11 protein-coding genes are annotated in these 13612 nt (G+C 64.7%); 3 read left to right on the forward strand and 8 right to left on the reverse strand.

Translation table 11 applies throughout. The features are described from left to right. The first annotated feature begins 31 nt into the window (after positions 1–31). A complete protein-coding gene (waaA, locus tag BTJ49_RS12660) occupies positions 32–1294 on the forward strand; it encodes a lipid IV(A) 3-deoxy-D-manno-octulosonic acid transferase (protein ID WP_113065767.1) in 1263 nt (420 codons plus the stop codon). Between the two features lie 72 nt (positions 1295–1366). Here waaA and BTJ49_RS12665 read toward each other — a convergent pair whose 3' ends face one another. Next, a complete protein-coding gene (locus BTJ49_RS12665) occupies positions 1367–2746 on the reverse strand; it encodes a TolC family outer membrane protein (protein ID WP_343125532.1) in 1380 nt (459 codons plus the stop codon). A gap of 31 nt (positions 2747–2777) precedes the next feature. Next, positions 2778–3437 carry a protein-L-isoaspartate O-methyltransferase gene (locus tag BTJ49_RS12670; RefSeq protein ID WP_113065769.1) on the reverse strand — a complete coding sequence of 220 codons (660 nt, stop codon included), beginning with the start codon at positions 3435–3437 and terminating at the stop codon, positions 2778–2780. Positions 3438–3683: 246 nt separating this feature from the next. On the opposite strand from BTJ49_RS12670, the gene BTJ49_RS12675 reads away from it, so the two are divergent. Both BTJ49_RS12675 and BTJ49_RS12680 read left to right on the forward strand, forming a co-directional pair. Then, entirely contained in the window at positions 3684–4331 is a 648-nt protein-coding gene (locus tag BTJ49_RS12675) for a TetR/AcrR family transcriptional regulator (protein ID WP_113065770.1), read from the forward strand. A 35-nt stretch (positions 4332–4366) separates the two neighbouring features. Then, positions 4367–4672 carry a hypothetical protein gene (locus tag BTJ49_RS12680; RefSeq protein WP_113065771.1) on the forward strand — a complete coding sequence of 102 codons (306 nt, stop codon included), beginning with the start codon at positions 4367–4369 and terminating at the stop codon, positions 4670–4672. 28 nt (positions 4673–4700) lie between these two features. Here the strand turns inward: BTJ49_RS12680 and ppa are convergent, their stop codons facing one another. The 6 genes from ppa to BTJ49_RS12710 form a co-directional block, all read right to left on the reverse strand. Beyond that, a complete protein-coding gene (gene ppa, locus BTJ49_RS12685) occupies positions 4701–5240 on the reverse strand; it encodes an inorganic diphosphatase (RefSeq protein ID WP_113065772.1) in 540 nt (179 codons plus the stop codon). A 112-nt stretch (positions 5241–5352) separates the two neighbouring features. Beyond that, positions 5353–6186, reverse strand: a complete 834-nt coding sequence (locus BTJ49_RS12690) for a 2OG-Fe(II) oxygenase (RefSeq protein WP_113065773.1) — start codon at positions 6184–6186, stop codon at positions 5353–5355. A gap of 68 nt (positions 6187–6254) precedes the next feature. Beyond that, a complete protein-coding gene (locus tag BTJ49_RS12695) occupies positions 6255–8366 on the reverse strand; it encodes a prolyl oligopeptidase family serine peptidase (RefSeq protein WP_113065774.1) in 2112 nt (703 codons plus the stop codon). A gap of 110 nt (positions 8367–8476) precedes the next feature. Beyond that, on the reverse strand, positions 8477–10360 hold the full coding sequence (locus BTJ49_RS12700; protein WP_146742339.1) for a DUF2207 domain-containing protein: 1884 nt from the start codon (positions 10358–10360) through the stop codon (positions 8477–8479). Then, positions 10350–10907, reverse strand: coding sequence for a LemA family protein (locus BTJ49_RS12705; RefSeq protein WP_113065776.1), 558 nt, complete (start codon positions 10905–10907; stop codon positions 10350–10352). The genes BTJ49_RS12700 and BTJ49_RS12705 overlap by 11 nt, the downstream gene beginning before the upstream one ends. 195 nt (positions 10908–11102) lie before the next feature. Then, a complete protein-coding gene (locus BTJ49_RS12710) occupies positions 11103–13154 on the reverse strand; it encodes a sodium-translocating pyrophosphatase (protein ID WP_113065777.1) in 2052 nt (683 codons plus the stop codon). Positions 13155–13612: the final 458 nt, after the last annotated feature.

Raw genomic sequence — 13612 nt, forward strand, 5'->3', positions numbered from 1 at the left:
TGGTCCGTCGAACCGGACCGGAGTCGCGCGCTTGCGCCTGCTGTACACCCTCGCCATGTTCATCGCCACGCCGCTGTTGATGCTGCGCCTGTGGGCGCGCGGCATGCGCTACGGCGATTACCATCAGCGCTGGCGCGAGCGATTCGGCATCTTCGAGTCGCCCGGTTTCCGCGACCGCAGTCTGTGGGTCCATGCGGTGTCCCTCGGCGAGGTGAATGCGGCCGAGCCGCTCATCAAGGCGCTGATGGCGCGTTATCCGGATTGGCCGATGGTGGTGACCACGGTCACGCCGACCGGTTCGGAGCGCGTGCGGCAACTGTTCGGCGACTCGGTGTTCCATGTGTATCTGCCGTACGACTTGCCGTTCTCGGTCAGCCGCTTTCTGCACCGCGTCCGGCCGCGCATTGCGGTGATCGTCGAGACCGAGATCTGGCCGAATCTTTACAGCGCGTGCTGCAAGCGCCAGATTCCTCTGCTTATCGTCAATGCGCGCCTGTCGCGGCGCTCGCTGCGTGGATACATGCCGCTGCAGCCGCTGGCCAGGCAGGCGCTGCATTGCGTGTATCACGTGGCAGCGCAGTCGCTGACGGATGCGGCGCGCTACCGCCTGCTGGGCACGCGGCGCAGCAGCATAAGCGTGGCGGGCAACCTGAAGTTCGACATGCCGCTTCCGCCGAAAATCCGGGACGAGGCGTGCGCCATGCGTGAGGCATGGGGCGCCGAGCGCCCGGTCTGGATCGCTGCCAGCACGCACGAAGGCGAGGAAACCCTGGCGCTGGAGGCGCACCTGGAGGTGCTGCGGCGTTTTCCGGATGCGCTCCTGCTGCTGGTACCCCGCCACCCCGAGCGCTTCCGCGCAGTCGAGCACAGCATCCGCAGTCTCGGCTTCCGCATGGCCACGCGCAGCGAGGATGAATTGCCGCAGTCGACCACACAGTGTTTCCTGGTCGATGCCATGGGCGAGTTGATGAGGTTCTACGCTGCAGCGGACGTGGCGTTCGTGGGCGGAAGCCTGGAGCCGATCGGCGGCCATAACCTGCTGGAACCGGCGTCGCTGTCGAAGCCGGTGCTGGTCGGCCCGCACACCTTCAATTTCGAGGGCATCACCCGCGGTCTGCTGCGCGTGGATGCGGCGCGCCGGGTCACCGCCCAGAGCCTGGGCGCAAGTGTGCGTGAGCTCTTCGAGCACCCAGAGGTGCGGGATCGCATGGGGCGTTCGGCGCGACAGGTGTTCGAGCGCGAGAGTGGTGCGGTCGCGCGGATCATGGAGCGCATCGAACCGCTTCTGGAATGATTTCTGCGGTTTGCTCCGACACAAAAAAGCCAGCGTTGAACGCTGGCTTTTTTGTGTGCTCCGTGGAGCGCTTCAGGCTCCGTCCGGTGATTCGAGCAAAGCGTTGACCGCTTGCAGATCCTTGACGGTAATCGTGCCCGCAGCCTGTTTCAGAAGTAGCTGGTTGAGCACGAACTGGTGACGTGCGCGCGAGTAGCTTTGCTGGGCGTTGGTCAGGTTCTGCTGGCCGATCAAAACATCGACGATGGTGCGGGTGCCGACCTTGAAGCCAGCTTCGGTGGCCTCCAGTGCGCTCTGCGACGATTGCACGGCCTGACGCGTGGCTTCCACTTCGCTGATGCCGGCGATCACCGAGCGGAAATAGTTGCGGGTATTGCGGATGGTCTGGCGGCGTTGCGACTCCAGTCCATCCTTCGAGGCGTCGCGCTGGGCGATGGCCTGACGAACCTGCGATTGCACCAGCCCGCCGGAGAAGATCGGTACGCGCAGGGTGAGCCCGAAGGTGGTGTCGCTGGGCGTCGAGGTGTTCAGCGTGCCGTTCTCGCTCCAGGTCGAGCTCTTGCCGTAGGACACGTTGGCGCTGATGGTCGGCAGATGGCCGGCGCGGGCCGAGCTGATCTGATAATCGGCTGCGTCGACGTTGTACCGCTGCGCCATGATGCTCGGATTGTTCTGCAGCGCGGTGCGCACCCAGTCGGATACATCGTTGGGCACCGGCGGTTGCAAGGGCACCTCGTCGCGCAGCACCTTGAGGTTCCTGGCGGGCTCGCCGGTGATCTGCGTCAGGGCCTCGCGGGCATCGTCGAGGGCATTCTGCGCGCTGATCAACTGTGCGGTGGCCGAATCGTGCTGCGCCTTGGCGTCCTGCACGTCGGTGATCGCGGAGAGCCCGACCTTGAAGCGCTGCTGGGCCTGGTCCAGCTCACGGGCCAGCGATTTTTCCTGCGCCTTGCTGAAGGCGACTTGGTCCTTCGCGGTCAGCACGTTGAAGTACGCCGTGGCCACGCGGACGAGCAGGTTCTGCTCCTCGGCCGTGTACTGGGAGTTCTGGCTGTCGGCCTGCGCGTGCGCGGACTTCAGGTCCTCGTAGCGGCTGAGGTCGAACACGCTCTGGCTCAGCGTCAGCGACAGGTTGCGGGTGCGCAGGTAGCCCGTGGCCGGCGTCATGTACAGCTGACCGGTGCTCTGGTCGATGTAGGTGCCGGACGAACGACCGCGATTGTCCTGGGTCAGACCGAGGCTGGCGTCGATCTGCGGAAACAGTGCAGCGCGTGCCTGGTTGATGCCCTCGTGGACGCTGCGCGTGTTGGCTTCGGCCAGGGCCAGTTGCGGATCGTTCTGACGCGCCTGCTGATAGGCCTGCATCAGATCCTCGGCATGGGCCATGCCGGGCATGGCGGCGGTGATGGCCAGGGCCAGCAAAACGGGTTTGAAGCGCATGATAGGTCTCATCGGGGCATCGTCCTCATGACAACGCGGCACGTTACAACGTGAACCGCGACTCCGGTTGTGCGTTCTTCAGATAGGGAAGGTCGGTTTCGAACAGGCTTTCTTCGCGGTAGCGACCGTCGCCTTCGTGATGCAGCAGCACGGCCTCCATGATCGGCGCGCATCCGCGAACCACGAACATGCGGCCGCCCTGCTTGAGCCAGCGGCTGAAACGTTCGGGCACGTGCGCCACCGCGCCGGTCACCGCGATGACATCGAAAACGCCTCCGGGGTGGTATTCGTTGACCGCTTCGGCAGTCACCAGTTCGACATTCTCGATCGCGGCGGCGCGCAGGCGATCACGGGCACGCTCGGTGAAATCGGCGTGTATCTCGACACTGGCCACGCGGCGCGACAGCGTCGCCAGGCAAGCCGTGATGAAACCCGAGCCGGTGCCGATTTCCAGCACGTCCTCGGACCCGGTCAGATCCAGCGCCTGCAGCATGCGGCCTTCCTGCACCGGCTTCATCATCTGTTCGCCGTGACCCAGCGGCAGCGCGAGGTCGGCGAAGGCGAGATTGCGGTAGGCGTCGGGCACGAAATCCTCGCGTCGCACGCGGCTCAGCACCTCCAGAACGCGGGCGTCGAGCACTTCCCAGGGGCGGACCTGGTTTTCGATCATGTTCTGGCGGGCCAGTTCGAGATTCATGGTCATCTAGCTTATGTGCTGGGAACGAGCGTGGAATTATAGAGTCGCAGGGTAGCGCGAGCCATCCATGCGGCCCTAAACCGCATGATCGCCTTGCATCGTGCGGGCTGGTCGAGAGTAGCCGAAGTGCCGGAAGTCACCGTGTCCGCGGACGGTCGGCAGTGTCCGCAGGCGGACACTGCAACCGCATCTGGAAATAATTGAACCGAACCGTATAATAAAATCAACTGTTTGTGTAACGAAACTTCCCTGATGAATACGATCGCCAAATGCCAGCGTCCGGGTCGGCCGAAGGATATGGAGAAGCGCGCTGCGATTCTCGATGCGGCCCAGGACCTCTTCACCGATCAGGGTTTCGAACATACCAGCATGGATGCGGTGGCCTCGCGGGCCGGTGTCTCGAAGCTCACCGTCTACAGCCACTTCGGCGACAAGGCCACGCTGTTTCGCGAGGCGGTGCGTGCGCGCTGCCGCAGCATGGTGCCCGAGCAGCTGTACTGCAGGCACGAGGGTGACTCGCTGCGCGAGGCGCTGCTGCGCATCGCCCGTCACCACGCCAAGTTGATGAGCAGTCCGGAAACCATCGGCGTGTGGCGTGCCATCACCAGCGATTGCGCCAGCGGCGAGCCGCGTCTGGGGCAGATGCTGTGGGAAGAAGGGCCGATGCGCTCGCGTCAGTTGATGCAGGCGATGCTGGAAGAGTATGTGGCCAGCGGCGAACTCGTGATCGAGGATGTCGATCGCGCAGCGGGACAGTTCCTGTGCCTGCTGAAGGGCGATCTGCATTTCCGCCGTCTGCTCGGCTGCGTCGACGACAACTGCCCGCAGTTCCGCAAGGAAATGGAAGAAAACGCCGAGGCCGCCGTGGATATGTTCCTGCGCGCCTACGCTCCGCGCTGAAGCATGTGATGCCCGCGGCGGAGCCCGGTCTACCGATGCACGTCTATCGCGGTCACTGCCTGTGTGGCGCGGTCGCGTACGTGGCGCGGAGCGAGCCGGTCAATCCGCACTATTGTCACTGCGATGCGTGTCGTCGCAGTGCGGGCGCGCCGGTCGTGGCCTGGGTCAATTTCGCCACGCTGTGCACGATCGAAGAAGACGGGTATGCGTGCGTGGCCATCGGAAGCCTGGACTATCCGGAAGCCGTGGCGCCGCAATACCACATCTACGTGCAGCACACGCTGCCGTGGTTGAAGCGGGACGACGGCCTGCGCCGGGAAGAGCGCGAGGACCGTTTCTGAGCGGTCCCCGCGATGACGCGTAGCGCGATCAGGACGCGTTGGTGCCCTTGTAGCGATCGATGCTTGCGGCCAGCTCCTTGCGCGCCGCTTCCACGTCGCCCCAGCCGTCGAGCTTGACCCACTTGCCCTTCTCCAGGTCCTTGTAGTGCTCGAAGAAGTGGCCGATGCGCTCCAGCCAGTGGCCGGACACCTTGTCGATGTTGTCGATGTGCGCGTAGCCGCTGAAGATCTTCGCGGTTGGCACCATCACCAGCTTTTCGTCGCTGCCGGCCTCGTCGGTCATCTGCAGCATGCCGACCGGATGGCAGGGAATCACCGAGCCGGCCACCAGCGGCAGCGGCAGGATCACCAGCGCGTCGAGCGGATCGCCGTCACCGCCCAGGGTCTGCGGGATGTAGCCGTAGTTGCACGGGTAGCGCATCGGCGTGGTCAGCACGCGGTCGACGAAAATGGCGCCGCTGGCCTTGTCGACTTCGTACTTGACTGGCTCGGCGTCCTTGGGAATTTCGATGATGACGTTGTACGCGCCAGACTTTTCGTCGCTGGCGGTCACCAGATCCAGACTCATGGGAGGAGGTTCCTTTCATACATGCATACGGGGGCGCGCAGCATAGGACAAAGCGTGTTGCGTCGCAAAAACCGCTGATTTACGAGCGGTTCTGGGTGCGTGTTGCAGACGGTCAGGTGAACGGTCGTTCACGCAGCCATTTGGTGGCGATCCACTTCTCGCCTTCGGTGACCGGAAGGCCGGCGTGCAGCGATGCCTGATCGCCGTGCTGATAGGCGAAATACAGCGCAGAACCGCGACGCGCGGTGACCGTGACACCTGCATTCGGAAAGTGCGTGCCGCCACCGCCGGCGGGTGTGTTGAGATACATGATGATGGTGGCCACGCGCTGACCGCCCTTGAGCGTGACCAGCTTGAAGCCGTCCTTGCTGGAGTCGAACCAGTCGAAGTGCGGCTCGTACTGCTGGCCCGGCAGGTAGTGCAGCACCTGCAGGCCCTCGCCATGGCTCGTGGGCAGGCCGGCCAGTTCGGCCATGCGTGCATCGATACGCTCGATCAGCGGCGATTCCCCGGGATTGAAGAACATACCGCGGCTTGTACGGGCTTCGTCGACCTGGTTGCCGCCGTCCTGGCGCACCGTGAGCGACCGATCCAGGCGCGGGCGCGCCAGTTCGATCAACTGCTCACACTCATCGTCCTGCAGCAGGTGTTCCATGACGCGGATCGGCGGCTTGTCGATGCATACGGAGACTTCCGTGCGTTGACCGCCGACGATCTGCACGGGCGGTTCGGGATGGCGGGGAAGCTTGCCGGTGGGCGGTTTCACCTCCACGTCCAGGGCCGCGGCCGGGCGGTTCAGGGTCTTGGCCACGATTTTCCGCGCCTGACGCGATTCGTATCCCGCCCGCTCCATCATCAGCAGGATCATGTCGATGTCGTGGCCATCGCGCGCCGTGGTCAGAATCCACTCGCGCAGGGAATTGGTGTTCGAAGTCTGTTTGCCCATGGCCGCCGATTGTAATAACGAACGGCACCACGATGCGATGCCGTTCGTGTGTCCAGTCGGTTTAGGATCTACTGCAACTGATTCCAGAGGAAGTTCCAGGCCAGCGCATGCATGTGTGCGGATTGCTTGTTGTCCGCGCCGGCGCCGTGACCGCCTTCGGTGTTCTCGTAGAACCACACGTTTCGGTAGCCCATGCCTTCCATCTTTGCCGCCATCTTGCGCGCCTGGGCCGGACCCACGCGGTCGTCGCTGGTGGTGGTGTAGAACAGCACCGGCGGGTAGTGCACACCTTTCTTCACCAGCTGATAGGGCGAGAAGGTCTTGATGTAGGACCACTGTTTCGGGTCGTCTGGATTGCCGTACTCGCCAATCCATGATGCGCCGGCGTCCAGGTGGATGTAGCGCTTCATGTCCAGCAGCGGGACTTCACAGGCGATGGCGCCGAACAGCTGCGGGTAGCTCACCAGCATGTTGCCCATCAGCAGGCCGCCGTTGCTGCCGCCCTCGGCGCCCAGATGCGAGGGCGAAGTGACGCCGCGGCGGATCAGGTCTTTCGCAACGGCCGCGAAGTCCTGGTACGCCTTGGGACGGTTGGCCTTCAGCGCGGCCTTGTGCCAGCGCGGGCCGTATTCGCCGCCGCCGCGGATGTTGGCGATTACGTAGACGCCGCCGCGTTCCAGCCAGGCGCGCCCGATGCTGCCGCTGTAGCGCGGCAGGAGCGAGACCTCGAAGCCGCCATAACCGTAGAGCAGGGTGCGGTTGGAACCGTCCGGCTTGATGCCTTTCGGTGCGATCTCGAAATACGGCACGCGCGTGCCGTCCTTGGAGGTCGCGAAGTGCTGGCTCACTGTGAAGGCCGAGGCATCGAAGAACGACGGCGCCTGCTTGATCTTCTCGGCACGCTTGGCGCCGATGACGCCGCGTTCCAGGGTGGAGGGCGTGAGAAAGCCGGTGACGTCGATCCAGTACGCATCGTCATGGTCCGGGTCGGTGTCGACCACGCGCACCGTGCTCAAGGCGGGCGCGCCGGCGAGCGGCTTGCGTGACCAACTGCCGTCGGGGTGCGGAGTGAGCACCTCCAGTCGGCTCTGCACGTCCTTGAGCGTGTCCAGAATCAGGTGATGCCGGGTCCAGCTGTAGGACGACAGTGCCGTGTGCGCATCGGGCGTGAACAGCGCGGTGAAGTCGCGCTTGCCGGCCATGAAGGCGTCGTACTTGATTGCCAGCAGCGCGCCGGAGGGCCAGGTTTTCCCACCGGTGGTCCAGGGTGATTTGGTCTGCACCAGCAGCCACTGACGGTGCGCGCCGGCTTGCGCGTCGAGCGGCACGTCGACCCGGATCAGCTTGCCGTCCTTGCGCTGGTACAGCTCGCTGTGGAAGAAGTCCTTCACCACGTAGACGAAATCGCGCTCATAGCCCGGCGTGCGGTCGTGCGAAGCGGAAATCGCCAGGTCCGACTTCTTGCCGGCGTAGATCGTCCGGGCGTCCTTCAGCGGTGTGCCGCGGGTCCACTCCTTGACGATGCGCGGGTAGCTGGACTTCGTCATCGAGCCGGGACCGAAGTCGGTGCCGACGTAGATGTGGTCACGGTCGATCCAGTCGACGTCCGTCTTGGCCACCGGCAGATGGAAACCGTTCTTCACGAAGGAGCGAGTGGCGACGTCGAACTCGCGCACTTCGACGGCATCGCCGCCGTCCGGCGACAGTTCGACCAGGCACCGCCGGTAGGCCGGCTTCATGCATTGCGCGCCCTTGAACACCCATTTGCGGCCTTCGGCCTTGCCCAGTGCGTCGATGTCCAGAAGCGTCTGCCATGTCGGCGCGTCTTTGCGGTACTCGGCCAGTGTGGTGCGTCGCCAGAGGCCGCGCGGGTGCTGCTTGTCCTTCCAGAAGTTGTACAGGTACTTGCCCCGACGATGAACGTAGGGAATCCGCGCGTCCGAATCGAGCACGCCGAGAATGGCTTTGCGCGTGCGCTCGAATTGCGCGTTGTCGGCGAATCGCTTCTCGGTGCGCGCGTTCTGTTCGTGGACCCATTGCATGGCGCGTTCGCCATGGGTCTTTTCCAGCCACAGGTAGGGGTCGGCAGTGCCATCGCCCGGTGTGGGCGGCGCTGCGAAGGCGATGCTTGCGCCGCTCGTTGCGACGCACAGAACCAGGAATAGACCGAACGCTTTCATGGGATGACCTCGCAGATTGTCTTGATGTTGCCGTATCGCTGCCGGACGCTCGGGACGTCCGTGCATGGAATCGATGTGCCGGATATCCGCCCGGGCCGGTCCCGATGCGGTCACCAGCCGCCGCCACCACCGCCGCCGCCGCCACCACCGGAAAAACCGCTGGAACCGGAACTTGAACCCGGTGCGACCGAGGCCGAGGCGATGGCGCTGTTCACGCCCGAACCGAGACGGCTGCCGAAGGCCGCCAAGTTGCCGGCGGTGAACAGGCCGATGTTGCTGCCGTGGTACCAGGTCGGCTGCGCCTGCCGCATCTGTTCTGCATCGAGTGCATCGGCGAAGCGTTCGCCCCAGGCGTTGCCGACGTCCAGCGCCACGGCGTAGGGCAGATACCGGGCAAACAGTTCCGGATGCGATTCGGGTTTGTAGCGCGAATCCAGCTCCTGCTTCTCGGCCACGCCCAGATACCAGCGGAAGCCTTCGATGCCATCGAGCAGTCGGGCGCCGTCCTGGGTCGGCGCCTTCATCCAGTGGTAGAAGGCGATGTTGGTGCCGATCAGCACCGCGAACAGCGGCAGGACGGCGTAGCCGACCAGGGAGCCGAACAGAGCCAGGCCGGCCACTTCGCCGGCGGCGAAGGGAAGCAGGAACAGCCAGCTGCCGATGCTGCTGGCGGCATGACCGCTGCGGGCCTTGCGCAGGGCCGCGGCGGCCAGGGCATAGACCCCGAAGCTCCAGATCGACAGCCACAGCAGCATGAAGGCAGCCGGCACGCCGCCGCCGTACACCATGGCCAGCAGGGTTAGCAGGGAAATCAGCACGCCCGGCCAGAGCTTGTTGCGGTTCGTGAAGAAGTATTTCTTCTCGTAGGCACGCGACAGTGCACCTTCATGCGCCTTGCGCGCCTTGACCACGCGTGTGCGCTCGGACTGCTTGAGCTTCAGCGTGTCGCCGCCGGAGAACAGCGCCTGGAACAGAGCCTTGCTGTCGCCGCGCAGGCTCTGCACGGGCGCGTCGGCGGTGCGGGTCAGAGTGTAGGTCTTGCCGTGCTGCTCGATGTCCAGACAGCCTCTGGCCGCCAGACCGAGAATGCCAGCGGTGAAGCAGGTGTTGTCGTAGCCCATGTCGCGCACGTAGCGCAGCGCCGCGGCCGAGTCGCCGTCCGGCGGCTCGTAGCGCGCCACCAGCGGGCCGGAGGCTGGGTCGCGGCCGACGCGGTTCCAGGCCCAGCCGTAGTACAGCCACAGAACCAGCAGGCCGAGCAGTGTTAGCAGCAGGTTGCGGTTGTCATGCAGCAACCAGATCAGCTTCTGCTTGGCGTCCGGTGCGCGTACCAGGCCCTTGGGAAATTCGAGCACGATGGTCAGGCCGTGATGCGGCGCCAGGGGCTGTGTGGTACTGAATTCGGCGCCGTCGGCGAGGATGCGGGCATCGAGCGCCTTTCCGGTCGCGCCCTGCGCGCCGGTGTAGCCGTATGCCTTCAGTCGCGCCGCATCGACCTCGGCGGGCAGATGCACCGTGGCGCTGGCGTGGTCGATGGGAAAGGCCCAGTCCGTTCCGGTGACGTTCCAGTACAGCTCGTCGTGGGTGTCGAAGAAGCCGAGTTGTCGCGTCGTGCGATAGCGCAGGGTGTAGGTGTGCACCCCGCTGGCCAACGTACGGTGGCGGTCGCCGATGTACACGCGCACGCCATTGCTTTGTTTCTTGGTGTGCCAGGGTTCGGCGTGCCCGTCGCGCATGACCGCCAGCACCTGGAAGCCAACCCGATAGCGGTTGTGCTGCCGGTCGCGGTACTCGGTGGGATAGTCGCGGTAGATACCACGGCGGATGCGATGGCCTTCGGCGCGCACCCGGATGCGCTCGGTTACGGTCATGCTGCCGTCGACGGCGACATGGATCTCGGCGTGGTAGTCCAGGATGCGCTCGTCGGCGTGCGCGGGAGCGGCCCAGGCCATCAGGCAGGCCAGCCACAGCAGCCAGGAAAGATTAGGTCTCACGTTCGGTTCCCCCGTTCACGGACACCGGTGCGCGCGCTTCGGTCTCGGCGGAGAAGAAGGCCGCGGGCACGAAGCCGGTGGCGCGCGCCACCAGTCGTTCCGGGAAGCGTTCCAGGTCCGTGTTGTACTGGCGCACCGAGCCGTTGTAGAAGCGGCGTGCGTGCGCGATGGCGTCCTCCACCTCGACCAGTTCGGTCGACAATTGAGCGAAGTTCGCGCTGGCCTTGAGTTCGGGATAGGCCTCGGAGACCAGGATCAATCGACCGAGGTCGTGGCCCAGCGCGGTTTCGACCGTGGCGCGCGCGTCGGTGTCCCGCGCCGCGCGCGCATCGCTGCGCTCGCGGGTCACGCGCTGCAGCAGTTGCTGCTCGTGGTGGGCGTAGCCGCGCACGGCTTCGACCAGTCGCGGCACCAGGTCGTGCCGGCGTTGCAGCTGCACATCGACATCGCTCCACGCCACATGTACCTGATTGCGGTCGCGTACCAGACGATTGAAGATCCAGATGGCATAGGCAACCGGCACAAGCAGGACCAGTGTCGCGATCATGTCCGTTCTCCCCAGGGCCGCACAGCGTCGCCGCAATATCCGGCGAATGGCCGTCGCATTGTGGCATGGAATCGCCTTGTCCCTCGCAGGAGGCGGGAGCCGCATTGCGCGGGCCGGTCGGAGGGGTGTAAATGCAAAAAAACCCTCCGCGCGAGGCGGAGGGTTCATGTGTTGCCGTGACCAGAGTGGCTGGTTTCAGGAAAGCAGCGGCACCAGCAGCAGGGCGACGATGTTGATGATCTTGATCAGCGGGTTGATGGCCGGGCCGGCTGTGTCCTTGTATGGATCGCCGACCGTGTCGCCGGTGACCGCGGCCTTGTGCGCCTCCGAGCCCTTGCCGCCGCAGTTGCCGTCCTCGATGTACTTCTTGGCGTTGTCCCAGGCACCGCCGCCGGTGGTCATCGAGATGGCCACGAACAGGCCGGTGACGATGGTGCCGATCAGCACGCCGCCCAGCGCCTTCGGTCCCAGCAGCAGACCGACCAGCACCGGCACCACGACGGGCAGCAGCGACGGCACGATCATTTCCTTGATCGCCGACTTGGTCAGCATGTCGACGGCCTTGTCGTACTCGGGCTTGCCGCTGCCGTCCATGATGCCCTTGATCTCGCGGAACTGGCGACGCACTTCCTCGACCACCGCACCCGCCGCGCGACCCACGGCTTCCATCGCCAGGGCGCCGAACAGGTACGGAATCAGACCGCCGATCAGCAGGCCGATGATGACCATGTGATCGGACAGGTCGAAGGTGAACACCTGGCCAGGATTGTTGGCGCTCAGGTTGTGCGTGTAGTCGGCGAACAGCACCAGCGAGGCCAGCGCCGCCGAACCGATGGCGTAGCCCTTGGTCACCGCCTTGGTGGTGTTGCCGACCGCGTCCAGCGGATCGGTGACGCCGCGCACCTCGGCCGGCAGTTCGGCCATCTCGGCGATGCCGCCGGCGTTGTCGGTGATCGGGCCGTAGGCGTCCAGCGCCACCACCATGCCGGCCATCGACAGCATGGCCGTCGCGGCGATGGCGATGCCGTACAGGCCGCCGAAGTGGAACGCACCCCAGATCGCCAGACACACCGCGATCACCGGCCACGCCGTCGCCTTCATCGACACGCCGAGGCCGGCGATGATGTTGGTGCCGTGGCCGGTCGTCGACGCCTGCGCGATGTGGCGCACCGGCTTGTACTCGGTGCCGGTGTAGTACTCGGTGATCCACACGATCAGGCCGGTCAGCACCAGGCCGATGACGGAGCAGTAGAAGATGTTCATCGACGAGATCGTCGCGCCACCGTCCGTGGACGTCAGACCGTTCGGGAACAGGTTGTGCGTGATGAACCAGAAGGCGATGGCCGAGAGCACGGCCGAGATGATCACGCCCTTGTACAGCGCCCCCATGATCGAGCCGCCCTGTTTCACCCGCACGAAGAAGGTGCCGATGATCGAGGCGATGATCGACGCCGCGCCCAGCACCAGCGGATACAGCACGGCATTGGTGTCGTGGGCGAAGGCCAGGCCGCCGAGCAGCATGGTGGCGATCACGGTCACCGCGTAGGTCTCGAACAGGTCGGCGGCCATGCCGGCGCAGTCGCCGACGTTGTCGCCCACGTTGTCGGCGATCACCGCCGGATTGCGCGGATCGTCTTCCGGAATGCCGGCCTCGACCTTGCCCACCAGATCCGCGCCGACGTCGGCGCCCTTGGTGAAGATGCCGCCCCCCAGGCGTGCGAAGATCGAGATCAGCGAACTGCCGAAGGCCAGGCCGACCAGCGCGTGCAGCGCGTGTTCGCCGGTGTAGCCGAAGTGCGGCAGCAGGAAGAAGTAGCCGGCCACGCCCAGCAGCGCCAGACCGACCACCAGCATGCCGGTGATCGCGCCGCCGCGGAAGGCGACGTTCATGGCCGGACTGATGCCTTCACGCGCTGCTTCGGCGGTGCGGACATTGGCCCGCACCGACACATTCATGCCGATGTACCCAGTCGCGCCGGAGAGCACGGCACCGATGGCGAAGCCGATGGCCGTGGGCCAGTTGAGAAAGAATCCGATCAATAAAAAAAGCACCACGCCAGCGATGGCAATGGTGCCGTATTGTCGATTGAGATAGGCACGTGCGCCTTCCTGGATCGCCCCCGCGATCTCCTGCATGCGTTCGTTGCCGGCCGATTGGGCCAGGACCCAGCGCACAGAGAAGGCGCCGTACAGGATCGCGACGATGGCGCATGCCAGTGCGATCCATAAACCGTAGTCGTGCAACATCTAGACCTCCCCAGAACGTTGCCGTCACATGACGGTCTCGCGAGTATAGGGGGCAGTTCGTCGCGAACCCTTTGTGCGATGCAATATAAGGCGTCGGCGGCGCGTGATTTTCAAATGCGCGATGGAGTGGCATAAAGGAAAAGCCTGCAAGGGCGACTTTTCGAGATTGATTAAGGAGTGATCAATGAACGCGAAAATGAAACTGGCCTGCTTTTGCGCACTAGCATTCGGTATGGGCATGGCGTCAGTGGCTTCCGTGAGCGCTGCTTCGCTGCCACCCGGTTATGAGCAATGCGTCCAGGCGTGTCTGTCTGCCTGCTCCTATGGTCCCAATGGGTGTTCCATCGAGCAGTCCGAGTACTGCACCACCGAAGCCTGCAATTAACGGGGCAGATCCGCGGCGCGTTGAGAAGGCGAGAATAGGCGTCGCGGACATACGCATGCCGACGGCATGCATG

Origin of the sequence: Oleiagrimonas sp. MCCC 1A03011, from assembly GCF_003267965.1 — a bacterium.
GTDB lineage: Bacteria > Pseudomonadota > Gammaproteobacteria > Xanthomonadales > Rhodanobacteraceae > Oleiagrimonas > Oleiagrimonas citrea.